The sequence below is a fragment of the Burkholderia sp. KL41 genome (assembly GCF_057005415.2).
Genome location: NZ_CM174447.1, coordinates 1937280 through 1964219, shown reverse-complemented (window position 1 = coordinate 1964219; position 26940 = coordinate 1937280). Strand labels below are relative to the sequence as shown.

The 26940-nt window shown below is 69.4% G+C and carries 25 protein-coding genes and 1 pseudogene; 13 read left to right on the top strand and 13 right to left on the bottom strand.

What is annotated here, in order from left to right:
* Window positions 1-9: 9 nt before the first annotated feature.
* The 3 genes from PQB87_RS26245 to PQB87_RS26235 all read right to left on the bottom strand — a co-directional run bounded on the left by PQB87_RS26245 (window position 10) and on the right by PQB87_RS26235 (window position 1612).
* The gene (locus PQB87_RS26245) at window positions 10-516 is read right to left on the bottom strand and encodes a PRC-barrel domain-containing protein (protein WP_489242887.1); all 507 of its coding nucleotides are present in this window, start codon (window positions 514-516) and stop codon (window positions 10-12) included.
* Window positions 517-581: 65 nt separating this feature from the next.
* Complete coding sequence (locus PQB87_RS26240; protein ID WP_301863241.1) at window positions 582-1013, bottom strand: CBS domain-containing protein; 432 nt, start codon at window positions 1011-1013, stop codon at window positions 582-584.
* A gap of 350 nt (window positions 1014-1363) precedes the next feature.
* Window positions 1364-1612 carry a hypothetical protein gene (locus PQB87_RS26235; RefSeq protein WP_021162008.1) on the bottom strand — a complete coding sequence of 83 codons (249 nt, stop codon included), beginning with the start codon at window positions 1610-1612 and terminating at the stop codon, window positions 1364-1366.
* A gap of 140 nt (window positions 1613-1752) precedes the next feature.
* Here PQB87_RS26235 and PQB87_RS26230 point away from each other — a divergent pair, with 140 nt between their 5' ends.
* The 5 genes from PQB87_RS26230 (at window position 1753) to PQB87_RS26210 (ending at window position 7852) form a co-directional block, all read left to right on the top strand.
* Window positions 1753-2061, top strand: a complete 309-nt coding sequence (locus PQB87_RS26230; protein ID WP_301863242.1) for a hypothetical protein — start codon at window positions 1753-1755, stop codon at window positions 2059-2061.
* 306 nt (window positions 2062-2367) lie between these two features.
* A complete protein-coding gene (locus tag PQB87_RS26225; RefSeq protein ID WP_059683850.1) occupies window positions 2368-2679 on the top strand; it encodes an ATP-binding protein in 312 nt (103 codons plus the stop codon).
* Between the two features lie 203 nt (window positions 2680-2882).
* The gene (locus PQB87_RS26220; protein ID WP_301863243.1) at window positions 2883-3764 is read left to right on the top strand and encodes a MipA/OmpV family protein; all 882 of its coding nucleotides are present in this window, start codon (window positions 2883-2885) and stop codon (window positions 3762-3764) included.
* A gap of 96 nt (window positions 3765-3860) precedes the next feature.
* Window positions 3861-5555: a VRR-NUC domain-containing protein gene (locus PQB87_RS26215; protein ID WP_059683499.1), complete on the top strand. Its 1695-nt coding sequence runs from the start codon at window positions 3861-3863 to the stop codon at window positions 5553-5555.
* Window positions 5552-7852, top strand: a complete 2301-nt coding sequence (locus PQB87_RS26210) for an ATP-dependent DNA helicase (RefSeq protein ID WP_301863244.1) — start codon at window positions 5552-5554, stop codon at window positions 7850-7852. The genes PQB87_RS26215 and PQB87_RS26210 overlap by 4 nt, the downstream gene beginning before the upstream one ends.
* Window positions 7853-7896: 44 nt before the next feature.
* Here PQB87_RS26210 and PQB87_RS26205 read toward each other — a convergent pair whose 3' ends face one another.
* Window positions 7897-8667, bottom strand: coding sequence for an IclR family transcriptional regulator domain-containing protein (locus PQB87_RS26205; protein WP_021162744.1), 771 nt, complete (start codon window positions 8665-8667; stop codon window positions 7897-7899).
* A gap of 123 nt (window positions 8668-8790) precedes the next feature.
* Between PQB87_RS26205 and PQB87_RS26200 the strand changes: the two genes are divergently transcribed.
* Window positions 8791-9024, top strand: coding sequence for a hypothetical protein (locus PQB87_RS26200; RefSeq protein WP_301863245.1), 234 nt, complete (start codon window positions 8791-8793; stop codon window positions 9022-9024).
* 27 nt (window positions 9025-9051) lie between these two features.
* Window positions 9052-9663: a hypothetical protein gene (locus PQB87_RS26195; RefSeq protein ID WP_301863246.1), complete on the top strand. Its 612-nt coding sequence runs from the start codon at window positions 9052-9054 to the stop codon at window positions 9661-9663.
* Between the two features lie 110 nt (window positions 9664-9773).
* Here PQB87_RS26195 and PQB87_RS26190 read toward each other — a convergent pair whose 3' ends face one another.
* Both PQB87_RS26190 and shiA read right to left on the bottom strand, forming a co-directional pair.
* Window positions 9774-11075 carry a UDP-N-acetylglucosamine 1-carboxyvinyltransferase gene (locus tag PQB87_RS26190; RefSeq protein WP_027791585.1) on the bottom strand — a complete coding sequence of 434 codons (1302 nt, stop codon included), beginning with the start codon at window positions 11073-11075 and terminating at the stop codon, window positions 9774-9776.
* Window positions 11076-11279: 204 nt separating this feature from the next.
* Window positions 11280-12587, bottom strand: coding sequence for a shikimate transporter (gene shiA, locus PQB87_RS26185; protein WP_048023001.1), 1308 nt, complete (start codon window positions 12585-12587; stop codon window positions 11280-11282).
* 355 nt (window positions 12588-12942) lie between these two features.
* Between shiA and PQB87_RS26180 the strand changes: the two genes are divergently transcribed.
* A complete protein-coding gene (locus tag PQB87_RS26180) occupies window positions 12943-14070 on the top strand; it encodes a 4-hydroxyphenylpyruvate dioxygenase family protein (RefSeq protein WP_021162738.1) in 1128 nt (375 codons plus the stop codon).
* 46 nt (window positions 14071-14116) lie between these two features.
* On the opposite strand, the gene PQB87_RS26175 is transcribed toward PQB87_RS26180, so the two are convergent.
* From PQB87_RS26175 to PQB87_RS26155, 5 genes are all read right to left on the bottom strand, one after another.
* Entirely contained in the window at window positions 14117-15352 is a 1236-nt protein-coding gene (locus PQB87_RS26175; RefSeq protein ID WP_233343299.1) for an NADH:flavin oxidoreductase, read from the bottom strand.
* Between the two features lie 179 nt (window positions 15353-15531).
* Window positions 15532-16872, bottom strand: coding sequence for a type II toxin-antitoxin system HipA family toxin (locus PQB87_RS26170; protein ID WP_233343301.1), 1341 nt, complete (start codon window positions 16870-16872; stop codon window positions 15532-15534).
* A 2-nt stretch (window positions 16873-16874) separates the two neighbouring features.
* On the bottom strand, window positions 16875-17303 hold the full coding sequence (locus PQB87_RS26165; RefSeq protein ID WP_233343304.1) for a helix-turn-helix domain-containing protein: 429 nt from the start codon (window positions 17301-17303) through the stop codon (window positions 16875-16877).
* Between the two features lie 160 nt (window positions 17304-17463).
* Window positions 17464-18588, bottom strand: a complete 1125-nt coding sequence (ribBA, locus tag PQB87_RS26160) for a bifunctional 3,4-dihydroxy-2-butanone-4-phosphate synthase/GTP cyclohydrolase II (RefSeq protein ID WP_489242885.1) — start codon at window positions 18586-18588, stop codon at window positions 17464-17466.
* Window positions 18585-19523, bottom strand: coding sequence for an alpha/beta hydrolase (locus tag PQB87_RS26155; protein ID WP_233343309.1), 939 nt, complete (start codon window positions 19521-19523; stop codon window positions 18585-18587). Before PQB87_RS26155 ends, ribBA begins: the two co-directional genes overlap by 4 nt.
* A gap of 281 nt (window positions 19524-19804) precedes the next feature.
* Between PQB87_RS26155 and PQB87_RS26150 the strand changes: the two genes are divergently transcribed.
* Complete coding sequence (locus PQB87_RS26150; protein ID WP_059683527.1) at window positions 19805-20995, top strand: helix-turn-helix transcriptional regulator; 1191 nt, start codon at window positions 19805-19807, stop codon at window positions 20993-20995.
* A gap of 193 nt (window positions 20996-21188) precedes the next feature.
* Here PQB87_RS26150 and PQB87_RS26145 read toward each other — a convergent pair whose 3' ends face one another.
* Together PQB87_RS26145 and PQB87_RS26140 are read right to left on the bottom strand one after the other, a co-directional pair.
* Window positions 21189-21854, bottom strand: coding sequence for a cation diffusion facilitator family transporter (locus PQB87_RS26145; protein WP_059650693.1), 666 nt, complete (start codon window positions 21852-21854; stop codon window positions 21189-21191).
* Between the two features lie 92 nt (window positions 21855-21946).
* Window positions 21947-22843, bottom strand: coding sequence for a LysR family transcriptional regulator (locus PQB87_RS26140; protein WP_048024697.1), 897 nt, complete (start codon window positions 22841-22843; stop codon window positions 21947-21949).
* Window positions 22844-22966: 123 nt separating this feature from the next.
* Between PQB87_RS26140 and PQB87_RS26135 the strand changes: the two genes are divergently transcribed.
* The 4 genes and pseudogenes from PQB87_RS26135 to PQB87_RS26120 form a co-directional block, all read left to right on the top strand.
* Window positions 22967-24262, top strand: coding sequence for an MFS transporter (locus PQB87_RS26135; protein WP_048024695.1), 1296 nt, complete (start codon window positions 22967-22969; stop codon window positions 24260-24262).
* Window positions 24263-24326: 64 nt separating this feature from the next.
* Window positions 24327-25217: an amidohydrolase family protein gene (locus PQB87_RS26130; protein ID WP_489242884.1), complete on the top strand. Its 891-nt coding sequence runs from the start codon at window positions 24327-24329 to the stop codon at window positions 25215-25217.
* A gap of 8 nt (window positions 25218-25225) precedes the next feature.
* Window positions 25226-26113, top strand: coding sequence for an isocitrate lyase/PEP mutase family protein (locus PQB87_RS26125; RefSeq protein ID WP_060061755.1), 888 nt, complete (start codon window positions 25226-25228; stop codon window positions 26111-26113).
* A 71-nt stretch (window positions 26114-26184) separates the two neighbouring features.
* Window positions 26185-26940, top strand: a pseudogene (locus PQB87_RS26120) (MFS transporter); the annotation flags it as partial.

Below are 26940 nucleotides of genomic sequence, written 5' to 3'. Positions count from 1 at the left end.
ACGATCGCGTTACCGCCTGCCGCCTTCCGGGCCTTCCGGACCTTCCGGCGACGCCTCGTACGGCGGCGAGTCGAGCGCCGTTTCGCCTTCCTCGATGAGCCAGTACGGCGAACTGCCGTAGTACGCGTGCAGCGCCTCGGCCCAGTCCGGATCGGCCATTGCCGGCCAGCGATTCCTGTCGAAGCCGGGGGCTTCGCGCACCCGTTCGGTGGCCACGGGCAGCACGAAGCATTGGCGCTCGACGTCGAGCACGAGTACGTTCCACGGCACCGCGAGCAGCTTGTCGCCGATCCCCGGCTGGCCGCGTGACGAAACGACCGCATACGCGATGCGGCCGGAACGCACGTCGAGCATGATGTCGTCGACCTGGCCGATGTCGTCGCCGTCCATCGTCAGCACGCGATCGCCTTCGAGCGTGCGGGCGGTCATCACGTCGGGCCCCGGCCCGCCGCCGGTTGTGTGGCGGTCGTTGCCGACGATGCGCGTGTCGTCGCGCGACGGTCTGTCGGTTGTCATCGAACACCTCCTGGTCGAAACGGCACCCGGGCACCCGGGCGGGTCGCCGATATGAACGGCGCCGGTCAGCGCCGGCGCGGCAGCGACACGTCCTCGAGCGTATTGGCCAGTTCGTCGCGCTCGGGGCCGCCCGCGCGCGTCGCGATGTCGCCGAGCGACACCATGCCGACCAGCCGCCGGTGACGGTCGAGTACCGGCAATCGATGCAGCTGCACGTCGGCCATCCGCTGCTGGACGTCGCCGACACCGTCGTCCTCGACGCACCATTGCACGGGCCTCGACGCAACCGCCTGCACCTGCGTATCGAACGAATGGCCGTGCGACAGCCCGCGCACCGCAAGGTCGCGGTCGGTCACGATCGCGACGAGTTCGTCGCCGTCGCAAACGGGCAGTACGCCGATATCGAAGCGCCGCATCAGCTCGGCCGCGTGGCGAATCGTGTCGGTCGGCGCGACGCACACCACGTCGCGCGACATGATCTCGGTGACGCGATACATGAAGCCTCCTTCGTGAGCGGGACGATGTGCAAGCAGATCGCGTGCCGCACGCGTAACGCTCACGCCGGGCACACGCCGGGCCTCGACGGCCATGCGACGGAGAAATTTGCCAGCCCGCTTGTACATCTTCCACGGCGCAAGCCGCGAACGGGCCGTACAGGGTGTCAGTGGCCGATGCCCGTCATCGCGACGATCGCGAGCACCACTGCGCTTTCGATGGCTGCCAGCGCAGCGACGCCGGCGGCGCCGCTGATTTCATGCCATCTGCGTTCAAGGCGTTTCATCAGATCAACTCCGGATTGCTCCGGCGCGCCGCTGCACCGCCGTGCAGTGCGAGCCGGGTGCCGCCGTCAGCCGTGATCGCGGGGCGGGGAAGGAACGTGCGGCGCGCGGCGTTCGTGCTCGCCGGACGGCCTGGCAGGGTCGATACGGGTCGCGCCGCCAACGGCGGGCGGGTCGCTGGCCGGAAACGTCTCCTCGAGTCCCTCGTCGATGCGCTCCTCCGTCTTGTCTTTCGACGGCGGGCGCGACGTGGCGAGCCAGAGCAGTCCGGCAGCCGGTGGCACGGCGTGGTGGCGGCCGGGGGCGTGAACGGTCATGGTCGAACCTCCTTGATGGCGATTGAAGGCGCAAGCGTCGTGCCCGTCATGTATCGGCGGCACGGCGCTTGCGCGCCGGGGGCGGCGGACGGGCGCGGCCACGAGGCACGCGCCGTCGGCGGGAACGAGAGGACAACGTGATGGATGCATCCAGGGAAAGGATACGTTACGACGCGAACGTATGCGGCGGCGATTTCGGTCACGTACGCGAGCGCTTCGACACGTGGAAACGCGAATCGCTGGTCTACCGGCCCGAGCGGCGCCTGTTCGACGGCAAGGACGAGGTGCGCGCACCGAACCGTACCGTCTACGACGGCCCGGAGCGCGCGCAGCGGGCGCAGCGGGCGCTCGTCGGGCAATGCGCGCCGTCCGACCCGTACGCGCTCGCGGTGCAGCTGACCGCGGAAGGACGCACGATGTGGCGGGTGATGGCGGCCTGCGACGACTGAGCGAAGCCGCCGACGTTCGCGGCGCGACAGCAGGCATGCCGCTTGCGCGCTCGCCGCGCCATCGAAATGCGCACGCCGCCGCGCAGGAGCGACATGAAGACGCCATCCATGCTGCACCGCCCCGAGCCGACGACTCCCGACGTCGACCCGGACCCGCCGCCGCCCGGACACGACGATCCGGTCGACCCGCCGGTGCCTGACGGGCTGCCGCAGGGCGACCCGCCGTCGAACCCGCCGCCGATGCGGATGCCGGGCGGAAGCGGTACGCCGCGACCGGCCGCGCGAACCTTGAAAAGGAGGACCGTCATGGACATTCACGTGCAATCGCCAGACAAGCGCGCGATCGCTCAGGTGCTGGGCCGCTATTTCGAATCGCGTTCGCTGCGCTATCACATCGAGGAACTGCCGGGCGGCGTGCTGCAGATCGGCTTTCGCGCCAGCGGCCGCCCGGCTGCCGTCACCGTGTCGTTCGACGATGCCGCCTACGACACCTATACGCACTGGGATGCGAGCCAGAAGCAGCTGGCGCTCGGCCGGCTCGCCGACGGCTTCTCGCGGATGATGTCGTCGCGCAGCCCGGCCGCGCTGGCCGGCGACTATCACGTCGAACGATTCTGATTCGTCCCCGCTTCGCCGGTCGATCCCCGCGCAGGGCAAAGTGCCCGCGCGCAGCGGGCGCTTTGCGTCTGCGTGCACGTCGCGTAGGATGTCCGTTAATTCAGCACACGCTACGTTCGCGCCGCAACCTGGCAGCCGCTGCGGCCGAAGAGGCGCGATGCGCTTTCCCTCAGGTTCGTTTCGCGCAACCGACGGAGACCACCTTGGCCACAGTTGCTCGCCTGTTGCTGTCACCCGGCGCACGCCGGTTCGTTTCCGGCCTGTCGGCATGCGCGGCGCTTGCCGCGGCCGGCACCCGCGATGCGTCGGCCCAGACGCCTTCGCCGCTCGGCGAGTGGCAATACTCGGCGGGTGTGCCGCTCGAAAAACTGTTCGACCCGAACATTTCCACGTGGAATATCAGCGTGGGCGCCGCGATGACGCTGCAGCCGCGCTATGCGGGCTCCGACCGCTATCGCGTGATGGGCGGCCCGAACCTCGACATTCGCTATCGCGACCTGTTCTTCCTGTCGACGGGCGAGGGGCTCGGCGCGAACGTGCTGCGCGGGCCGAACTGGCGCGTGAGCCTGTCCGTCGGTTACGACCTCGGGCGCCGTTCGGCCGACGATATCCAGCACCTGAACGGCCTCGACAACATCAACGCGGCACCGGTGATGAAACTGGCGGCCGATTACGTGATCTCGAAGGAGTTTCCGCTCGTGCTGCGCGCGGATATCCGGCGCAGCATCGGCGGCTCGAACGGCTGGGTCGGCGATTTCTCCGCGTACATGCCGCTGCCGGGCAGCAACGAGCATTTCTTCTGGTTCGCGGGGCCGACCGTGTCGTTCGCCGATTCGCGCTACATGAACAGCTGGTTCGGCGTGAACCAGGGGGGCGCCGCGCGTTCGGGGCTGCCGGCGTATTCGTCGGGGGCCGGGATCAAGTCGTACGGTGCGGGCGTGACCATGGCCTGGTTCGTGAACAAGCACTGGTTCGTCACGATCGACGGTGCGATCGAGCAGCTCGTCGGCCGCGCCGCGCGCAGCCCGATCACGCAGCAGTCGACCAACGGCGTGTTCGACATGTCGGTGAATTACCAGTTCTGAGCACGGTCGGGCAGCAGGGAGGCGATCGGGGCAGCGGCATTTCCCGTCACATTTGATATGATTCCGACCTGTACAAATGTACAGTGATCAATCCACGTGACGCCTGCTTCGCCGACGCCCCCGGCGTTTTACTACCTGACCAATTTCGAACGCGCGCTGGCCTGGCTCGGCGCGCGTTACGACGACCTGTTCGATGCGCACGAGCACGCGTTCGTCCGGCAGTTCGCCGCGCTGCCGCAGGCGTCGCGCGCGCTGCTCGTCCGGATGCTGATGCGCAACGGGTCCGATTTCCGCGCGAGCAAGCTCGTATACGACGAAATCGGCTGCGCGCTCGACGCGGCCGCGCCGCTCGTCGAACTCGGCTGGGTCGATCCGGCCCCGGCGCTGACGCTCGACGAACTGTTCGCGCTGTCGACCAAGGCCGATCTGCTGCGTATCTTCCCGGCACTCGCCGCGCACGCGGGCGAGCGCAAGCCCGAGTGGCTCGAACGGCTGCGGCCCGCGCATGGCGTCGCGCAACCGCTCGACGCGTGGTGCGCGCAGGCCGGCGACCGCGTGCTGCGCGTGACGGTCGGCGCGCTGTGCGACCGGCTGCGCCTGATGTTCTTCGGCAATCTCCACCAGGACTGGAGCGAATTCGTGCTCGCCGATCTCGGCGTGTTCCAGTACGAAAGCGTGCCGATCGCGCCGTCGTCGCGCGCGTTCCAGCAGCGCGGCGACGTCGACGCGTATCTCGCGCTGCAGACGTGCCGCGATGCGCTCGACGCGTGGCCCGACGATCTGCCGTTCGACGACCTGGTGCGCGCGATCGACGCGGTCGGCTGCGCGCAGCCCTGGCTCGCGACGCGTCGCGCGAAGCTGCTGTTCGCACTCGGGCAGACATGCGAGCGCCGGGCCGACTGGGCCGGCGCGCTCGACGCGTATGTGCGCAGCGCCTGGCCGGGCAGCCGCCATCGGCGCATCCGCGTGCTCGAACGCTGCGGGCGTGACGACGATGCGCTCGCGCTGGCGCTCGAGGCGCGCGGCGGTTTCGAGAGCGACGAGGAGCGCCAGCGTGTCGAGCGCATGCTGCCGCGCCTGCAGCGCCGGCTCGGCCAGCGCGTCGAACGCGCGGCCCCGGCGGCGGACGTGCCGCGCGAAACGCTCGTGCTCGCGCGCCCCGATGCGTTCGTCAGTGTCGAATTCGCGGTGCGCGACCATCTCGCGCTACCGGCTTCGCCGGTCCATTACGTCGAGAACACGCTGATCAATTCGCTGTTCGGGCTGCTGTGCTGGGAACCCGTGTTCGCCGCGGTACCCGGCGCGTTCTTCCATCCGTTCCAGCGCGGCCCGGCCGACCTGCACGCGCCCGATTTCGCCGCGCGCCGTGCGGACGCATTCGCCGCGTGCTTCGCGCAACTCGATTCGGGCGCTTATCGCGAGACGATTCGCCGGCATTTCGCGACGAAGGCGGGGCTGCAATCCCCGTTCGTGTTCTGGGGCGTGCTGAGCGACGCACTGCTCGACGAGGCGCTTGCGTGCCTGCCGCCGGAACACCTGCGGCTGTGGTTCACGCGCCTGCTCGCGGATATCCGCAGCAACCGTTCGGGGCTGCCCGATCTCGTCCGCTTCTGGCCCGGCGAGCGCCGCTACGAACTCGTCGAGGTGAAGGGCCCCGGCGACCGCCTGCAGGACAACCAGACGCGCTGGCTCGCATACTGCGTCGCGCACGGCATTCCGGTGCGCGTGATCGATGTCGAGTGGGCCGGCGCGGACGTCGCGCCCGTCGAAGCGGCGGGCCTGTCCGCATGAGCTACGTCGTCGCGGTGCGGGCGATGTGCGAGTTCACCGCGCGGCGCGGCGATCTCGACCTGCGCTTCACGCCCGCGCCCACCGCGCTCGAAGGCATCGCCGGCCACGGCGCGGTCACGTCGAACCGCGGCGCACGCTACGAAACCGAGATCGCGCTGACGGGCACGTGGGGCACGCTCACCGTGCGCGGCCGCGCGGACGGCTACGATCCGGTGGCGAACCGCCTCGAGGAAATCAAGACCTTCCGCGGCAGCCTCGACGCGATGCCGGCCAACCACCGCGCGCTGCACTGGGCGCAGGCGAAGGTCTACGCGTACCTGATGTGCGACGCGCGCGATCTCGCGGAAATCGACGTCGCGCTCGTCTATTTCGACATCGTGTCCGAGCGCGAGACGGTGCTGACGCAAACGCTGGGGGCGGCAGAGCTCGCCGCGTTCTTCGCCGAGCAGTGCGCGTGCTTCGTCGGCTGGGCCGAACGCGAGACGGCGCACCGCGCGGCGCGAGACGCGGCGCTGCGCGCGCTCGCGTTTCCGCACGGGCAGTTCCGCAGCGGCCAGCGCGAGCTGGCAGTGGCCGTCTATCGCGCGGCCCGCGATGATCGTTGCCTGATGGCGCAGGCGCCGACCGGCATCGGCAAGACGCTCGGCACCGTGTTTCCGCTGCTGAAGGCCTGCGGCGAGGGCGAGCTCGACCACGTGTACTTCCTGACCGCGAAAACGCCCGGCCGCGCGCTCGCGCTCGAAGCGGCGACGACGCTCGGCGCCGGCACGCCCGCGCTGCCGCTGCGCGTGCTGGAACTCGTTGCGCGCGACAAGGCGTGCGAGCATCCCGACAGTGCATGCCACGGCGAGTCGTGCCCGCTTGCGAAGGGTTTCTACGACCGGCTGCCGGCCGCGCGCGACGCGGCGATCGAGGCCGGGCTGCTCGACCGCGACACCGTGCGCGCGGCCGCGCTCGCGCACGACGTCTGCCCGTATTACCTGTCGCAGGAGCTCGCGCGCTGGTCGGACATGGTGATCGGCGACTACAACTACTACTACGACGGCAGCGCGATGCTGCACACGCTCGCGCAGCAGAACCAGTGGCGCGTCGGCGTGCTCGTCGACGAAGCGCACAACCTGCTCGATCGTGCGCGCAAGATGTACAGCGCATCGCTCGATCCGTTCGCATTCGCGGCCGCGCGCGAGGCCGCACCCGCCGCGCTGCGCAAGGCCTTCGACCGGCTCGCCCGCGCGTGGGGCACGGTCAACCGCGCGCAGGCCGAGCGCTATGCCGCGTATCCGGAGATACCGGGCCCGATCGTGTCGGCCGTGCAGAACCTCGTCGCGGCGATCGGCGAACACCTGGCCGACGCGCCGCGCGCGAACGGCGACGCGCTGCTGCGGTTTCATTTCGAGGCGATCCAGTTCGGCGTGCTTGCCGAAGCGTTCGACAGCGCGTCGATCTTCGACGCGACGCTGCACGGCGAACCGATGCCGCGCCAGCCGGCGCTCGACGGCGTTGCGTCGGCCGGCCGCCGGCGCCGCGTCCAGTCGACGCTCTGCGTGCGCAACGTGATTCCGGCCGGCTTTCTCGCGCCGCGCTACGAAGCCGCGTGCGCGACCGTGCTTTTCTCGGGCACGCTGAGTCCGTTTCATTTCTACCGCGACACGCTCGGGTTGCCCGGCGACACGGGCTGGCTCGACGTCGACGGGCCGTTCCGCGCCGAGCAGCTGACGGTGCGCGTCGCGAGCCACGTGTCGACCCGCTGGCGCGACCGCGACCGGTCGCTCGAACCGATCGTGGACCTGATCGCCGCGCAATACGCGACGCGGCCCGGCAACTACCTCGGGTTCCTGAGCAGCTTCGACTATCTGGGGCGCGTGGTCGCGCTGATGCAGGCACGGCACCCGGACGTGCCCGTCTGGGCGCAGGCGCCCGGCATGACGGAAGGCGAGCGCGACGCGTTTCTCGCGCGCTTCGACGCGGGCGGGCGCGGCGTCGGCTTCGCGGTGCTGGGCGGGGCGTTCTCGGAAGGCGTGGACCTGGTCGGCGAGCGGCTGATCGGCGCGTTCATCGCGACGCTCGGGCTGCCGCAGGTCAACGACGTCAACGAGCAGATGCGACGGGCGATGGACGCACGCTTCGGCAACGGCTACGACTACATGTACCTGTATCCCGGCTTGCAGAAGGTCGTGCAGGCGGCCGGGCGCGTGATCCGCACCGAGCACGACGAAGGCGTCGTGCATCTGATCGACGACCGCTACCGGCGGCGGGAGGTGCGCGATCTGCTGCCGCGGTGGTGGCGGATCGGGTGACGGGGGCGCGACGCTGCGCGCGGCTTTCCCGTACCGGCACGTCGCTACAGCACGTTGAGCATCGCGAGCGCGGCTTCCTGCAGATGCGGCAGCACGCGCCGCACGGCCGCGTCGGTCGTCTCCGCACCGATCGGCATGTTCGTGCTCAGCGCGGCGACCACTTCGCCGTGACGGTTCTTCAGCGGCACCGCGATGCCGCGCACGCCGACCTGCAATTGCTGTTCGATCGCCGCGAAACCGGCGTCGCGTGCCTGGTCGACCTGTTCGAGCAGGCGCGCCTTGTTGGTGACCGTGTGCGGCGTGAACGGCGGCAGTTCGGTGTCGTCGAGCCATGCGCGCACGGCTTCGCGATCGGGATGATGGGCGAGCAGCACGACGCCCGGCGACGTGAGCGGCGCCGGCACGCGCGCGCCGAGCACGAAGCCGGTCGTCATCACGCGCGACACGCCGTTGCGCGCGATGAACACGAGCTCCCAGCCGTCGAGCACGCTCACATACGCCGATTCGTTCAGCGACGCGCTCAGTTGCTGCAGATAGGGCTGGACCGTGCGCGGCAGGCGCGCCGAATCGAAGTACGACCAGCCGACCCGCAGCACGCGCGGGGTGAGGCCGTACAGCTTGCCGTCGGTGTACACGTAGCCGAGCGATTCGAGCGTCAGCAGATAGCGCCGCGCGGCCGTGCGCGTGAGGCCGGTGCGCGCGGCGGCCTGGGTGGGCGTCATGCGCGCGTGCTGACTGTCGAACGCCTCGAGGATCGCCAGGCCTTTTTCGAGGCCGGCAATCCAGTCGCGTCGGTCGAGTTCGGGCTTTTTCATCGTCGGAAGGTGGCGTCTCGGTGCGCGGTAATCGCGCGTGAGTGGGCGATTATCGCGCGAATTTCACCGGAAGCGATCGCCAACCTGAAGGCGTCGATCGAGTCGACGATCTCGATTTTGGGCGTGATCGAGCGCGTGACGCCGATCGACCTCGGCGGTGGCGTGAAGGGGCAGGAAACCGTGTATTCGCCGAAGGTCGGCCCCAATCATGAGCGCGTCAGGCTGTACATGGCGCTCGGTGATACGCCGAACTACCGGATCGGCCTGACGTGTGCGACCTGTGTGGAAGACATGCCGCAGGCCTTGCCGCTGTTCGGCGGCATCGCGGGGACGATCTCGCTGGCGAAGCCGCGCTAGAATCGCTGCCTCGACTGGAACACAACAATGAAAATTCGCGAATCCGTGTTGGCCGTGCTCGTCGCGGCCGTGCCGCTGCTTGCCGCGGCGAATCCCTCGTCCGGCACGCCCCTCCCGAAGCCGGCCGTCGACGTGCGTGCGTGGCCGCGCATGACGTCGCCGAAATTCGGCTGTTACGTCGAAACAACCTTCGGCTACCGTGACAAGCGCTTCAATTGCGCGCTGAAGAAGTACCGGAATACCGGCGATGCGTGCGGGAACACGAAGGCCTACTACGAAGGCCCGGTGTTCCCCGACCGGCTCGCGGCCGGCGTGCATCCGCTCGCGACGAAGGTCGAACTGGACTGGGAGCACGGCGACCTGCAGATGGTCACCGTCACGCTCAAGGGAACCTGGAACGAAGCGGACGTGCGCAAGGCGTTCGGGCTGCCGCGCGCGGAAGCGCGCCAGCTGACCGACGCGGAGTTGCGCTCGGCGCCGGGCAACCTGATGGACACGAGTGTCCAGTATCCGTCGTCCCCGCTCGACGAAAGCCTGGCGAAGCGCCCGAGCAACCCGGCGCGCGGGACGACGGCCGTGATGCTCTACGGGTTCGACCACATGGGCGCCGGCGATGCCGATTGCGGGGGCGGCGAGTAACGGGGGAGAGTGCGGCGGGAGAAAGACGGGAGAAGGCGGCTGACACAGCCGCCAACCGGGTGCGGGTGGCGGTACGGCGCTCGTGTGGCGTGCGCCGTACCTTCAGGGTCTTACTCGCTGCTCGTCCATTCGACGTTCGCGCCGACCGAGCGCAGGTTCTCGACGAAATGCGGATGCGCGCGGCGAATCGGCAGCGCGTTCATGATTTCCGAGCGGCCTTCGATGCTCGCGGCCACCATCAGCAACGCGATCGCGACGCGGATGATGTACGGGCTCTCGACGCGGGCCGGCGTCAGTTGCAGCCCGCCGAACGTGATCAGCCGGTGCGGATCGGACAGCAGCACGTGCGCGCCGAACTTCGACAGTTCGCCGGACCAGCCGAGCGCGCCGTCGTAGACCTTGTTCCAGAACATCGCGCTGCCTTCCGCGCGCACGCCGAGCGCGATGAAGATCGGCAGCAGGTCGACCGGCAGGTACGGCCACGGCGCGGCTTCGACCTTGGTGAGGATGTTCTGGGTGAACGGCCGGCGCACGCGCAGCGGGCCGTCGCGTTCCGCGCGGGACCAGCCGTCGCGGTGCGTGACGTTGACGCCGAACTTCGCGAACGTGCGGTCGATCAGCGGGAAGTGTTCGGGCGACGAGTTGCGTACCGTGATGTCGCCGCCGGTGATCGCGCCGAGCGCGAGGAACGTCGCGATTTCGTGGAAATCCTCGGCGAAGCGGAACTCGCCGCCGCCGAGCTTGCGGCCGCCCGTCACGCAGAGCCGCGACGTGCCGATCCCCTCGATCGCGACGCCGATCATCGCGAGGAACTGGCAGAACTCCTGCACGTGCGGCTCGGACGCGGCATTCATCAGCGTGGACGTGCCGTTCGCGGTCGTCGCGCACAGCGCGAAGTTTTCGGTGGTCGTCACCGACGCGTAGTCGAGCCAGTGATCGTTGGCCGTCAGCGGGCCGTCGGTGCGGACGATCAGCGAATCGGGCGTGCGCTCGATGTGCGCGCCGAAGCGCTCGAACACCTCGACGTGCGGGTCGATCTCGCGCACGCCGAGCGTGCAGCCCTTCACGTCGTTCTCGAGGCGCGCGACGCCGAAGCGCGCGAGCAGCGGCGGGATCAGCATGATCGACGAGCGCATCGCTTCCGGCAGCCGATGGACGGCCGGATCGAATTTCGTGTCGCGATGGTGGAGTTCGAGCAGGCCCGTCGTGAAGTCGACCGACACGTCGCTGCCGAGCGTGCGGAAGATGTCGAGGATCTTGCGCACGTCGGTGATGTCCGGCACGCCGATGAGGCGCAACGGCTGGTCGGTCAACAGGGTGGCGCACAGAATCGGCAGGACGGCGTTCTTGTTCGCGGACGGCTTGATGTCCCCGCGCAGCGGAGTGCCGCCGTGGACGATGAGATTCGACATGATATGGGGGCGTATCGGTGACTGACGTAGGCCCATATGATGCCATTGGTCGGCGGGCGGCGTGGAATGTTCAGAGGGGAAAAGGGCGAATCGGGGCGTATAACTGACAGTGTTTGACGTCGCGCGCGACGCACCGAGGCCGTTGGCGGCCGCCGTCAAGCGATGCGTGATGGCCGGCCACGATTGGGGCCGGCCATCGGGTCGTTATTGCGCCGCCCGCATCCGCGCGGCGACGATCAGCGAGATCAGGCAGCCCACCGCGAGATAACCGGCGACGAGGTGCCACGAGCCGCCCGCCACGCTGACGAGGCCGACCGCGATGAACGGCGTGAACCCGCCGCCGACCACGCTCGCGAACTGGTAGCCGACGCCCGCGCCGCTATAGCGGTATTCGGCGCCGAACAGCTCGGTGAACAGCGGCTGCTGGACGCTCACGACCATGTCGTGCGCGGCGTTCGCGAGCAGGATCGAGAAGATCACGATCCACGCGATCGACCGCGCCTCCAGCGCGAGGAAGAACGGCACCGCGGACGCGACGCCGATCAGCGCGCCGATCAGGTAGATGCGGCGCAGGCCGTAGCGGTCGGCCAGCCATGCGAAACACGGGATCGTCACGCAGCTCACCGCCCCCACCAGCAGGCCGATGTTCAGGAACAGGTCGCGCGACATGCCGAGGTTCGTCGTCGAATAGCTGAGCGCGAACGCGGTGACGATGTACATCGTGAACAGCTCGGCGAGCCGCAGCGCAATGATCAGCAGGAACGCCTTCGGATGGCGCGTCAGCGCCTCCAGCACCGGCAGGCGCAGCTTGCGGTTGCCGTGCTCGACCTTCTCGACGAACTCCTGCGATTCGTCCATGTTCTTGCGCACCCACAACCCGATCAGCACGAGCACGATGCTGAACACGAACGGCAGGCGCCAGCCCCACGACTTGAACGCGGCCTCGCCGAGCGTATGGCTCAGGATCGACACGATGCCCGTGGCCAGCACGAGGCCGACGCCGTAGCCGACCTGCACGCCGCTGCTGTAGAACGCCTTCTTTTGCTTCGGCGCGCTTTCGACGGCCATCAGCGCCGCGCCGCCCCATTCGCCGCCGACCGCGAAACCCTGGATCGCGCGCATCAGCACCAGCAGCACGGGTGCCCACCAGCCGATCGTCGAGAATGCCGGCAGCAGGCCGATCGCGACTGTCGACAGCCCCATCAGCATCACCGTCAGCACCAGCATCCGCTTGCGGCCGAGCCGGTCGCCGTAGTGGCCGAACACGATGCCGCCGAGCGGCCGGAACAGGAAACCGACGCCGAAGGTCGCGAACGCCGCGAGCGTGCCCATTGTCGGGCTGACTTTCGGGAAGAACTCGGAATTGAATACCAGCGCGGCGACGATCCCGTACAGCAGGAAGTCGTACCAGTCGACAACGGCGCCGACGAAGCTGCCGATCGCGGCCTTGCGGGCCTGGCTGCGGACGCGGGCGCTGGCGGCGGCGTCGAGGGTGTCGAAGGTTGGGGTCATGGCGGTGTCTCCTGGCACGGCGCATCGTGGAATCGTGGCGGCGCCGCGTCCGATGCTGCATTGAAGTCGATGAGTGAACGGAGAATAGGGCGCGCGCCGTACGGCGGCAATTGGCCAATCGGGTAGAGTGCGCGATTATCGTACAAGTCCGTGCGATTATCGAACGCTTTTCGGGTTTGCACTAGGCGGTGCGACGATATCCCGTTTGGCCAGGGTGTGCCGCCGTGAACGATCTGGTTAAAATCTGCAGCATTGAGAACTTGCCCGTTCGGGGCAGATGCGGTCGCCACGTTGGCCGCGCTTGCCGCCAGCGACGGGCGCCATCCCCATCGAACGCATGCCCCCGGAGACTGGAATGCCCGGCAATTCCCACCCCCTGTCCAGCGATACGCCGCCCGTTGCCGATCCGGCTGCCAATCCGCTCGGGATGGCCGGCCTCGAATTCGTCGAATTCGCGGCGCCCGTGCCCGAGGCGCTCGCTCAGCGCTTCGAGCAGCTCGGGTTCAAGGCGATCGCGCGGCATGTCAGCAAGAACGTCACGCTCTACCGGCAAGGTCAGATGCATTTCCTGATCAACGCCGAGCCCGATTCGTTCGCCGCGCGCTACGCGGAGGAATACGGGATGGGCGTCTGCGCGATCGGGCTGCGCGTGGCCAGCGCCCGGCGCGCGTTCGAGCGGGCGATCGAGCTCGGCGCGTGGGCGTTCGAAGGCGAGAAGGTCGGGGTCGGCGAGCTGAAGATCCCGGCGATCCAGGGCATCGGCGATTCGCACCTCTATTTCGTCGACCGCTGGCGCGGGCGCGACGGCCAGCGGGGCGGCGTCGGCGACATCTCGATCTTCGACATCGATTTCCGGCCGATCGACATCGCGACCGCGCATACCGATCTCGACTGCGTGGGCGTCGGGCTGCAGCAGGTCGATCATTTCACGCAGACCGTCGGTGCGGGGCGCATGCGGGAGTGGCTGGATTTCTACCACGACCTGCTGCATTTTCGCGAGATCCACGAAATCGACGCGCACTGGCATGTGTCGGAGGAATCGCGTGTGATGGTGTCGCCGTGCGGCGCGGTGCGGATTCCGGTCTACGAGGAAGGCACGCGGCGCACCGAGCTGATGCACGCGTATCTGCCCGACCATCCGGGCGAGGGCGTGCAGCACGTCGCGCTGGCTACCGACGACATCCTGTCCTGCGTCGATGCGCTGCGGGCGAACGGCGTCGAATTCATCGAGCCGCCGGCACGCTATTACGATGACGTCGACGCGCGGCTGCCGGGGCACGGTGTCGATCTCGACGCGCTGCGCCGTCGCGCGGTGCTGGTCGACGGCGAGATCGGCGGCGACGGCGTGCCGAGGCTGTTCTTCCAGACCTTCGTCAAGCGCCGGCCCGGCGAGATCTTCTTCGAAATCGTGCAGCGCAAGGGGCACCACGGGTTCGGCGAAGGCAATCTCGCGGCGCTCGCCCGCGCGCGCGACGCCGGCTGAGCGGCGCCGGCGCCCGCATCGGGCGTCCCGCGCCCCGCGTCGCGCTTCACGCGCCGGCGGCCGGCACCCGGTTCGGCGCGGGGTCGTTCGGCTCGTGCAGGACGCACGCGGTGCCGCCCGGCGTGTACATCGACACGACACAACGGTTGCACGACGTGCAGCCCGACTGCGCAAGCCGGCCGTCGCGCAATCCGTTGACGAAATCCGGCTCGAACACGAGCGCGCGGGCGAGCGCGACCGCATCGAACCCTTCGCGCATCGCCAGCTCGACGTTCCCGCGCGAACGTACGCCGCCGAGGTAAGCGAGCGGCATCCGGACGGACGCGCGCACCTTCCTCGAGTGCTCGAGGAAATACATCTCGCGAAACGCGCCCATCTTCGGCTCGGTGAGTTTCTGCAGCGCCATCGCCGCGCGCACGATCGCGTTGTCGGCGTTCGCGCGCGCGTCGCCGGGCAACGGGCTGCCGAACAGCTGCCACACCGATTCGACGTTCATCCCGCCGCTGAGCACGAGCAGGTGCGCGCCTTCGGCTTCGAGCCGCCGCGCGATCTCGCATGCGTCGTCGGCGGTTCCGCCGCCGCGCACGCCTTCGGTCACGCCGATCTTGCAGACGACGGCGAGATCGCGGCCCACCGCGTCGAGCACGCGGCGCAGCACCTCGGCCGGAAAAGCGGCGCGCCGTGCCGCGTCGCCGCCGTACGCATCGCGGCGGCGGTTGTACAGCGGCGACAGGAACTGGCTGAGCAGATAGCCATGCCCCATGTGGATCTCGACCGCATCGAAGCCGGCGTCGCGCGCATGGCGTGCGGCCTGCGCGAATTCGTCGGCGACCGCGGACATCTGGTCGCGCGTCATCGCCTGCTTCAGAAAGCGGCCGCTCATCACGCCGACCTTGTTGAAACCGCCCGATGCGCTCAACGGCCGTCGGGTCGACAGCGACGGCAGGAACGTGAAGCAGCCGCCGTGCGTGATCTGCGCGGATGCAGCGGCGCCGTGGCGATGGACGGCGTCGGTCAGCGCGCGGAACTGGCGGACCGTCGGCACGTCGAGCCATGCCTGATCGACGAACGTGCGTCCGTCGTCGCTGATCGCGCAGTACGCGACGGTCGTCAGCGCGGCGCCGCCTTCGGCGATGCGTTCGTGAAAACGGACGAGCGCGCGCGACGGCACGCCGTTCGGCGTCATGCCCTCGTTGGTGGCTGACTTGATCAGGCGGTTGCGCAGCGTCAGCGGGCCGATCTGCAGCGGGCTGAACGCGGTCGTGAGGTCGGCGGATTCCATGAGGGGGCGAGGGGCGGGATTGGGCACGGCGACCATTGTGCGGCGGTGGCGCAGGCGCGCATCGTCCGGGTGGACGAGCCCGGCACAACCCGTTCCGGGCGGGCGCCTGATTCAGTACATCGAAGCGCGCCACCGGACGCCAAAGCCCGCCCCGACCCCGACCGCCTCCCGTCGATCCGTCACACGAGATCGCCTGCCCGGAGCTTGCGGACCTGACGACGCATCCCGTCGAAGATCGCATCCGCGACGTCCACCGGAAATTCCGCCGGGATCTGCGCCGCGGCTTCCGCGATCGCGGGTTCCGTGCGAGCGACGACGGCCGCCATCGCGGCGTGCACGTCGTCTTCGGTCAGGCCGACGCGCCGGCCCTGCGCGATCCAGTGGCGCGGTTGTATTTCGCCGATCACGTAGTGCCGGTTCTTCCCGCACACGGCCATCGCGAGCCGCGCGCGGCGCGGCGGAAGCTGGTTGCGGCGCGTGCCGATGATCGGATGCGCGGACAGCACGTCGTACAGCGGCGTGCTGCGGTACGTGTTGCCGGGCAGGTGCGCGATGCTGAAGTTCTTCGCATGCCCGTCGATCGCCGCCAGCACCCAGAACACGAGCTGCGCGACGAAGAAATTCATCCGGTCGGGCGCGGCGTCGGCCGAATTGGCGAGGATGCCCATGATCGTGTCGATACCCGGGCCGCCGTCGGACTCGTATTTCGCGCCCGACGGCGTGCCGGTCGCCTGGCACATGTCCTCCTGCGGCAACCGCAGGATCCACGTGCGGTCGCGCGAAGCACGCCGGTCGAAGCGCTCGACGATCAACGCCTTCTGGTCGTCGAACCGGCCGATGTCGCACGCCGCGACCGGCAAGCCGTACGCGGCGACGAGCTTCGCGCACAGCCACTCGTTTTCGACGGACGTCCGCATGTCGGCCTGCATGTTCCCGACACGCCCGAGCGGCAGCTTGAAGATGTGCGTCGTCGGCGTGCTGCCCGACGGCCGCAGCCAGCGGTTTCCCTGGCGCAGCAATGCCGTTTTTTCCTGTGCGCCGGCAATCGACAGGCGCAGGTCGCCTTCCGGCTCCGCATGGCCGGGCAGCGGCGCGGCGGTCGCGTGGCGCAGCACCTCGGCGACGGCCGTATCGTCGAGCGTCACGCCGTCGATCGTCTCGAGATCGATGGGCGTTTCGTCGGGCGGCAGCATCTGGATCGCGCCGACGCAATCGCGGCCGATCGACGCGAGCAGCTCGAACGGCGCCGTCGACCGGAGCCGGTAACGCTGCGCGATGCGGCGGCGGATCGGCTCGCTGTCCGGCAGCAGGTTGTCGAAATAATCGGCGACGATCGCGCCCTGGTGCGGCTGGTTGCCGGGCGTGAAGGGCAGCGACAGCGACAGCGGCCGCCCCTGTGGATCGTCGAGCCAGGCCGGCAGGTAGACGAGACGCTCGACGCCGCGCCGGACTTCCCAGTAGCCCACCGGAATGCCGTTCATCCACAGGTCGAGCCGGTCGTGACGTGCACGCGTGGCCATCGTCACCAGTCCTCCCGCTTCGAAACCCGTGGCTTGCCGGGTGTTGCCGTCGCGGGCCGCTTGCGCGCGGCGCCGGCCGCAGGCCGGGCTGGTTTCTTGGCGGCCGTGGTGCCGCGCGCCGCATCCGGCTTGCGTTTGCTCGCGGCGGGTTGGCGAACCGCCGGCGCGGCATCGGCATCGGGCGCAGGATCGGCCGATGCCGCCGAAGCGTCCTGCGTGCCCAGCGCGAGCGTCATGCGCACACCGAGCGTGTTCAGCACCTTGAAGAGCCGCTCGATGCTGACCGCCGACGGGTTGGCTTCGAGCTGCGCGTAGGATTGCTGCGTGACGCCCAGGCGGGCGGCCAATTGCGCCTGCGTGAGCCCCGCGGATTTCCGGAAGCCGACGAGTATCGGACGCAGCTGGGTCAGGGTCTGGACAGGAAAGGCCATCTGGCGCTCCGCGGAATGACAGGCGATCGTTTGTAATCGGAAAATACAATCTACAGCATGTATTGTCAAAATACAAACCAAAGACTGTATCCAACAAAAACAAACGATAGCCTGTCAAGCGGGTGACCCGCCGACCATCCCGCGTCAACGCGGCAACGCGTCACGCCGCCCGCAGCGGGTTCGCATGCGCGCTTTGCGCGCTTTCCGGATCGTCGTCGCCGAGCGGAATGAACGCCATGATCTCCAGGTCGTGTCCCGACAGCGCGGGCAACCGGAACGGGCTCGACAGCACGTTCAGCCGCCGCACGCCGAGCTCGCGCAGGATCTGCGAGCCGATTCCCGTCACGCGTCCGTCGCGGCGCGCATGGCCGGCCGGCATCCGCATCGCGTCGCCGCGCATGTCGCAGTCGAGCAGCACCGCGACCCCGCAGCCGGCCGCGTCGATCCGTTGCAGCGCGGCATGCAGCGGCCACGAATGCGCGGACGGCTCCGCATCGAGCAGGTCGAGCAGCGAATGGCATTCGTGCACGCGCGTCAGCACCGGCGTCGACGGATCGGGCTCGCCGCGCACGAGCGCGAGATGCGGCGCGCCGTGCACGGTGTCGCGATACTCGATCGCACGGAATCGCCCCCACGGCGTATGCAGCGGCCGCTCGCCGACGCGTTCGACGAGCGATTCGTGTTCGCGCCGGTAATGGATCAGGTCGGCAATGGTGCCGATCTTCAGCCCGTGATGCGCGGCGAACGCCTTCAGCTCGGGCAGCCGCGCCATCGTGCCGTCGTCGTTCATCACCTCGCAGATCACCGACGCGGGCGTGAGCCCCGCGAGCGCCGCGAGATCGCAGCCGGCCTCGGTGTGCCCCGCGCGCACGAGCACGCCGCCCGGGCGCGCGGCGATCGGGAACACGTGGCCCGGCTGGACGAGATCGTCGGGGCGGGCGCCCGCCCGCACCGCCGCGCGAATCGTATGCGCGCGATCGGCCGCCGAAATGCCGGTCGTCACGCCTTCGGCCGCCTCGATGCTGACGGTGAACGCGGTGCCGAACGGCGTACCGTTGTGATCGGCCATCGGCGGCAGGCGCAACTGCTCGCAGCGCTCGGCGGTCAGCGTCAGGCAGATCAGCCCGCGCCCGAAGCGCGCCATGAAATTGATCGCTTCCGGCGTCACGTGATCGGCCGCGATCACGAGATCGCCTTCGTTCTCGCGATCCTCTTCGTCGACGAGCAGGACCATCCGGCCCGCACGCAGCTCGTCGACGATCTCCAGCGTGCCGGCGAGGCTCATGGCGCCTCCGTCGCGTCGAACGCGCGGCGCAGCGCGTCGGCGCCGAAGGTCAGCACGCGGTCAGCCGCATCGATCGCGCCGAGCATGCTGGCGAAACCGTGAAGCTGGCCCGGCCAGCGCACGACGGTCACCGGCGTGCCGGCCTGTGCGAGACGCAGCGCATACGCCTCGGCCTCGTCGCGCAGCAGATCGAACTCGGCGCTGACGATCGTCGCCGGCGCCGCGCCCGCGACGTCCGGCGCGGCGAGCGGGCTTGCAAGCGGCGATGCGCGATCGGCGCCGTCGTCGAAATAGTGGCGCTTGAACCAGCGCATCATGTCCGCCGTCAGGAAATAGCCGTTGCCGAGCGTTTCGTACGACGGATGCTCGGTCGCGCAATCGACGACCGGATACAGCAGCAACTGGTGCGCGATCGCGATGCCCGAGCCGCGCAACTGCAGCGCGGCGACCGCCGCAAGATTGCCGCCGGCGCTGTCGCCGGCGACCGCCAGCGCGCCGGCGCGTGCGCCGAGATCGCGCGCGCTGGCGGCGGCCCAGCGCACGGCGTCGCATGCGTCGTGCACGGCGGCCGGGAAACGCGCCTCGGGCGCGAGCCGGTAGTCGACCGACAGCACGAGCGTGCGCGCACGGGCCGCGAGGCTGCGGCACAGGTTCGCGTGCGAATCGATGCCGCACGCCACGAAGCCGCCGCCGTGGAAGAACACCGTCAGCGGTAACGGCCCGTCGGCAGCGGGCCGATACAGCCGTGCGGACAACTGACGGCCCGATGCGGGAATCTGCCAGTCCTCTTCGGCGGCGACGGCATCGCCCGGGGCGAACGCGCCGCCGGCGGCGAGACTCGCGCGATACGCGGGAACGGTCAGTTGCGCGAAATCGATCGCGGGTGCCTGGGCGAACGCGGCGAGCAGCGCCTGCGCCTGTGGGTCGAGCGGCATGGGGACTCCTGTCTGAATCGGATGCGGTTTGAATCAGGTAAACCCGTGTCGCGGTTTTCCCTGAGTCCGGGCCGGACGCTTGCCGGCACGGCCTGACGGGGATTCCAGCGTAGCGGGCAGGGCGCCACATCATCCGATCGGACGATGGTTGGTTCGTCCGGATGGCCAATTCTCACCATTCAGTGAATCTCCCGATGACGCCGGAATTTAGACGCGTCTTAATCATGGCGGCGCGGTTGGGTCGCGCCGGAAACATGTCGTATGGAGGATGGAGCGTGCTGATGGAGACGAGATGGGCTCCGCAAGAGAGCCAGGCAACCAGTGACGAGGCCGACATCGGCGTCGCGGATTTCAGCGAGCTGATGGCGCGCATCTACCAGGGCCCGCTGGAAACGCCGCCGTGGGCGGGCGCGCTCGAGATGGTTCGCCGGTTGCTGCAGGCCAACTACGTGACGCTGATCCTGCGCGCGGCCGCGAGCGACCGCCGCGCGCCGCTGTCCGTGCACGCATCGGAATACGGCCCGGTCGTGCCGGGTGACGGCGAAGCGTCGTACAACAACTACTACTATTCGCTCGATCCGTTCGTCGGCCTGCCGGCCGATCGCGTGGTCACGGTCGACGACGTGTTCGGCGACACGGGCTGGCTGTCGAGCGAACTGTACAAGCAGTTCCTGAAGCCGCAGGACGTGCGCTACATCCTCGGCGCGGACCTGCGCACGCCGTCGGGCGTCGAGTGCCGGTTCCGCGTATGCCGCAACCATGCTTCGAAGCAGTTCTCCGCGCGCGACAAGGCGATCTGCGCGTTGCTGCTGCCGCACCTGAAGCGTGCGGTCGAGCTGCATTCGCGGCTCGACACGGCCGAGGTCGAGCGCTCGATCTATGCGAACGCGATCAACCGGATGCAGATCGGCACGATCACGCTCGACGAGAACGGCACGATCATCGACATGAACAGCGTCGCCGACGAGATCCTGAAGCAGAACAACGGTCTGACGATTGCGCGCGGCACGATCGAGGCGACCGATGCGCAGGAGAACCGCACGCTCAAGCGGCTGATCCGCCACGCGGTGATGGGGCACCACGGCACGGCCGCGGCGACCGTCGAGGCGATGCCGATCACGCGCAGCTTCGACAAGCCGCGCCTCGGGCTGCTGGTGCGCACGGTGCTGCTGTCCGACTGGTCGGAGGACAACAAGCGGCGGCCGGCCGTCACGCTGTTCCTGCGCGACCCCGACCGCAAGCCGCAGGGTGCGCAGGAAATCATCCGCAAGCTGTTCGACCTGACGCCGGCCGAGACGTCGCTCGCGCTGCTGCTGACGAACGGGCTGACGCTCGAGGAGGCCGCGGAGGAATCGGGGATCAGCAAGAACACCGCCCGCACGCACCTGCGCGCGATCTTCTCGAAGACGGGCGTCACGCGCCAGGCGACGCTCGTGCGGATTCTGCTCGGGAGCGTCGTGCCGCTCGGGTAAGCGACAGCCGACGCCGATTCATCGGAACCGGCCGCATTCGTCCGGCGATACATCGGCAACGATCGACGCGTCACGTGCCACGCCGTGGCGACGACATCATGCGAAAGCGGCTCGCACCCGCGCGAGCCGCTCCTTCATTCAGCGCAGCCGCTCGCGGAGACCGGATGCCCGACGCCGACGCTGCCGGGCACGTTCACGACCCGCGCGTGGAACGACCCGCCCACGACGCCAGCGCCGGCCACTGCGCGCAGCCGCGCCGGATGAAACCGGCGCCCGTGCGGATCACGAGCGCGCCGATCGCGAGCGCGGCCAGATCGTCGAGACGACCGAAGCCGACCCGTGCCGCGCCCATCGCGAGGGCCGCCAGCAGCGACGCCAGCGCATCGGTCCGGACATGCCAGCCGCTCGCCTCGAGCAGCGCGGAGCCCGTCTCGCGTGCCTTGCGCAGCATCCAGTGCGACAGCGCGGCCTTGCCGGCGAGCGTGACGGCAACGAGCGCGAGCGTCGTCATGCCCGGCTGTACGACGGGCGGCGCAGCGAACCGGTTCGTCGCGTGCCAGATCATCTGCGCGCCGGTCGCCACGAGCAATGCGCCGAGGCCCGCGAGCGCAAGCGGCTCGCAGGTCGGGCGCCGTTCCGGCGGCAGGCGCGCGTCGAGCCGGCATGCAACGAGGATCAGCGCATCGGCTGCGAGATCGATCGCCGCGTGCGCGACGTCCGCGAGCAACCCCGACGAATGCGCGGACCATGCCGCGACCGTCTCGACGACGAGCAGCAGCAGGTTGATCGCAAGGCTGGCGGCGAGGGCACGGGACGTGGCCGCATAAACGTGGGGCGTGGCGCGCGACGTGCGCTGCATGGCGGATTCGTCTGTCGATAGCGTGGGTCAGACCCGCACGCTACCGGGCGACGGTGGCAGATCGGTGACAACGCCGGATGCGGCGCGGCCGGTCAGCGCTGCACGTCCGCCGACGGCAGCAGCGCGGCGAAGCGATCCGCGAGCGTCGGGCGCGACCGCGCGGGCCAGATCGCGCTGAGTTCGAACAGCGGCAGCGCGCCGCCATCGCGGATGGTGCTGTAGGCGACGCCTTCGAACGCGAACGTATGAATCGAACGCGGCAGCAGCGACACGCCGCACCCGGCGGCGACGCACGAGATCACGGTCAGCGTGCGGTTCACGTCGAGCACGATGTCGACCGGGTGTCCGGCCTGCCGGAAGGCGCTCAGGATGCCCGCGCGGATCAGCGGCAACTGGTCGTGCGGAAACCAGACGAGCCCGGTGCCGGCGAGATCCTGCAGCGTGACCGTGCCGTCGGGCTGGCGCCGGAAATCCTTCGGCAGCACGGCGACGAGCGGATCGCGCCGGATCAGCTGCTCGCGCATCCGGCCGTTGACCGCGACCGGCGTATGCAGCAGGCCGATGTCGATCTCGCCGCGCTCGAGCGCGATCGCCTGCTCCGCATTGCTCATCTCGCGCATCACGAGTTCGACGTCGGGCGTGTTTTCGCGCAGCGCGCGGATCGCGCGCGGCAGCGTGTCGAACAGCGCGGCGCTGACGAACCCGATCGTCAGGCGCCCGGCGCGCTGCGCGCCGATCTCGCCGGCCCGGTGTGCGGCCGCGTCGAGGCGCGCGAGGCTCAGGCGCAGGTCGTCGACCATCGCGAGGCCGGCCGCCGTCAGCGTGGCCCCGCGCCGCGAGCGGTCGAACAGCCGGACACCCAGCTCCTTCTCCATCCGGTTCAGTGCCTGGCTGAGCGCCGGCTGCGCAATGCCGAGCTCGCTGGCCGCGCGCGTGAAGCTGCCCGTATCGACGATCGCGAGGAAGTAGCGAACGTGCCTGATTTCCATAAGCTCACGTTATGAATAATTATTCAAAACATGGTAGCGAATTATCCCCGCGCTTCATAGGATGCTCATCGGGCCACACCATCCGGCGCACGACGCCGGCATGACCACACGAGGAGACCTGCATTGAACTGGACCCGTGAGCTATCGACGACCGAACGGCGCACGTTGCGCGGCTGCTTTGCCGGCTGGGCACTCGACGGGCTCGACACGCAGATGTTCAGTCTCGTGATCCCCGCGCTGCTGACGACCTGGGGCATCGGCAAGGGGCAGGCCGGCCTGATCGGCGGCGCAACGCTCGTGGCGGGCGCGCTCGGCGGGCTGCTGGCCGGCATGATCGCCGACCGCTACGGGCGCGTGCGCGCGCTGCAGATCACCGTGTGCTGGTTCTCGCTGTTCACGTTCCTGAGCGCGTTCGCGCAGAACTTCGAGCAGTTGCTGGTGCTGAAGGCGTTGCAGGGGCTCGGGTTCGGCGGCGAGTGGACGGCCGGCGCGGTGCTGCTCGCCGAAACGGTCGGCGCGCGCCATCGCGGCAAGGCGATGGGCATCGTGCAGAGTGCCTGGGGCTTCGGCTGGGGCGGCGCGGTGCTGCTGTACATGCTGGTGTTCGCCTGGCTGCCGGCCGAATGGGCCTGGCGCGTGCTGTTCGCGATCGGCGCGCTGCCCGCGCTGCTGGTGCTGTATATCCGCCGCGCAATTCCGGAGCCGCCGCGCGCGACGCCGGTCGACGCGACCGCGCAGGCAACGGCGGGCGCCGGCGAAGGGCCGACGGTCGGCATCTTCGACCGCTCCGTGGTGCGCGCAACCGTCGTCGGCGGGCTGATCGGCGTCGGCGCGCACGGCGGCTATCACGCGATCACGATCTGGCTGCCGACCTACCTGAAGACCGAACGGCACCTGTCGGTGCTCGGCACCGGCGCGTATCTCGCGGTCGTGATCGTCGCGTTCATCTGCGGCTGCTTCGTCAGCGCGTACCTGCAGGACCGGATCGGCCGCCGCCGCAACGTGATGCTGTTCGCCGCGTGCTGCGCGGTGATGGTGAACCTGTACGTGTTCCTGCCGCTGAACGACGTCGCGATGCTGCTGCTCGGTTTCCCGCTCGGCCTGTTCTCGGCCGGCATCCCGGCGACGCTCGGCACGCTCTTCAACGAGCTTTACCCGCGCAACGTGCGCGGCCGCGGCGTCGGCTTTTGCTACAACTTCGGCCGCATCGCGTCGGCCGGCTTCCCGGTGCTGGTCGGGCGGATGGGCGAGTCGCTGCCGCTCGGCACGGCACTCGGCATCGACGCGGGTATCGCATACGGGCTGGTCGTGATCGCGGTGTGGTTCCTGCCCGAAACGCGCAACCGGCGGCTGTCCGGCGCGGCGCCGGGCGGCGACGCGGATGCCGCCGGCCAGCCGCGCGCCGAGGCGTCGTTGTAGGTTTCACCGCTTCCCGCCATCGAATCGCCCGGCGCAGCGGCCGGGCGCCCCTTGCAGACTCGTCATGGATTGCCTCGTGAATCACCTCGTCGAACAGGTTCCGGCCGCGTCGTCAGTGGACGTGTGGTACGCCGGAGATCCCGCCGTCGCCGCCGTCGATGCGCATGCGCACGTGTTCGCGCGCGGCCTGCCGCTCGCGCCCGTGATCCGGCACGCGCCCGACTACGATGCGCCGCTCGACGCGTACGTCGCGCACCTCGCCGCGCACGGCATCACGCATGCGGTGCTGGTGCAGCCGAGCTTCCTCGGCACCGACAACACGTATTTCGTCGACGTGCTGCGCCGTTACCCGCGCCGCTTCCGCGGCGTCGCGGTGGTCGATCCGGCGATTTCGGACAACGATCTCGACGCGCTCGACCGGGCGGGCGTGGTCGGGATGCGGCTGAACCTCGTCGGGCTGCCGATCCCGGATTTCGGCGCACCCGCCTGGCGTGCGCTGCTTGCCCGCATCAACGCGCTCGGCTGGCACGTCGAGATCCATCGCGGCATCGAGGATCTGCATGCGATCACCGCGCCGCTGCTCGCGCAGTGCTGCTCGCTGGTGATCGACCATTTCGGCCGCCCGTCGCCCGCGCTCGCCGAGCGCGCGCCCAGCTTCCGCCGCCTGCTGCTGCTCGCGGATACCGGCCGCGTCTGGGTCAAGCTGTCGGCCGCGTATCGCAACAGCGCGGCCGGCGATGGCGCGATCGACGCGTTCGGCGCCGCGCGCGCGCTGCGCACCGCGTTCACCGCCGAGCGGCTGGTGTGGGGCAGCGACTGGCCGCACACGCAGCACCGCGAGCGCGTCGATTTCGACGCCGCGCATGCCGCGCTCGCGCGCTGGCTGCCCGACCCCGGCGAGCGCTTGCGCGTGCTGCGCGATACGCCGCGAACCCTGTTTCGTTTCGACCAATGAGGCCTTGCATGTCCGATCAAACTGCACTTCGTCGCGCCGGTTTCCGGCGCAGTATCGCCGCCCGCCAGGGGCTGCTCGTCGCCGGCACGTTCAACGCGCTCAGCGCCCGGGTCGCGGCCGATCTCGGCTTCGGCGCGCTGTACCTGACCGGCGCCGGCGTCACCAACATGTCGCTCGGCTTGCCCGATCTCGGCTTCATCGGGCTCGGCGAACTGGCCGAGCACACCGCGCGCGTGCGCGATGCGGTGGAGCTGCCGCTGATGGTCGATGCCGATACCGGTTTCGGCAATGCGCTGAACGTGCTGCACACCGTGCGCACGCTCGAGCGCAGCGGCGCCGACGCGATCCAGCTCGAGGATCAGGTGCTGCCGAAGAAATGCGGCCATTTCGCGGGCAAGGAAGTGATTCCGGCCGGCGAGATGGTCGGCAAGCTGAAGGCGGCCGTCGACGCGCGCGTGGATCCGAACCTGCTGATCGTCGCGCGTACCGATGCGGCCGCCGTCCACGGCATCGACGACGCGATCGAGCGCGCGCACCGCTATGCGGAAGCCGGCGCGGACGTGCTGTTCATCGAGGCGATGGACACGCCGGAGGACGTCGAGCGGCTGCCCGCGCTGTTCGACACGCCGCAGCTCATCAACATCGTGATCGGCGGCAAGACGCCGACGCGCTCGCGCGACGACCTGGCCCGCCTCGGTTACGGCGTCGTGCTGTACGCGAATGCGGCGCTGCAGGGGGCCGTGCACGGGATGCAGGCCGCGCTGACCGAATTGCGCGACACGGGCCGGCTCGACGAAAACCCCGCGCTCGTCGCGCCGTTCGCCGAACGGCAGCGGCTCGTCGACAAGGCGCGCTTCGACGCGCTCGACGCCCGCTATGGTGCCGATCGCGCCTAAGCCGCCGGCACGGGCGGGGCCGGCAACCCCGGCGGCCGCCCGGCACATACGAACAAGAACAGGAGACAAGCGTGGCAATTTCCCCCACCGGGGCGGCCGGCGAGCGGCCGCGCATCGGCTCGATCGTCGGCGGGCTCGCCGGCAACCTGATCGAGTGGTACGACTTTCTCGCGTACAGCATCTTCTCGATCTACTTCGCGCCGGCATTCTTTCCGGCCGACCGGCCGACCGTGCAACTGATGAACACGGCGGCCATCGCGGCCGTCGGGTACATCGCGCGGCCGGCAGGGAGCTGGCTCGTCGGCGTCTACGCGGACCGGCGCGGACGCAAGGCCGCGCTGACGAAGTCGGTGCTCGCGATGTGCGCGGGATCGATGCTGATCGCCGTCACGCCCGGGTACGCGACGATCGGCGTGCTCGCGCCGGCGCTGCTGGTCGCCGCGCGGCTGCTGCAGGGGCTCAGCATGGGCGGCGAATACGGCACCAGCGCGACCTACCTGAGCGAGATCGCGCCGCCGAACCGGCGCGGCTTCTACGTCGGCTTCCTGCAGGTGAGCGTGGTCGCGGGCCAGCTCGTCGCGCTCGGCCTGATGCTCGCGATGCAGCGCATCTTCGCCGGCACGCACGACCTCGAGCGCTGGGGCTGGCGGATTCCGTTCTTCGTCGGCGGCTTGCTCGCGCTGTTCGCGCTCTACATGCGCCGCAACGTCGTGGAGAGCGATGCGTTCATCGCCAGCCGGGCGCGCGCGGCGAAGACGCGCATGACGGCCGACCTCGCGGCCCACTGGCGCGAACTGCTGCTCGCGATCGGCATCACGGTCGGCGGC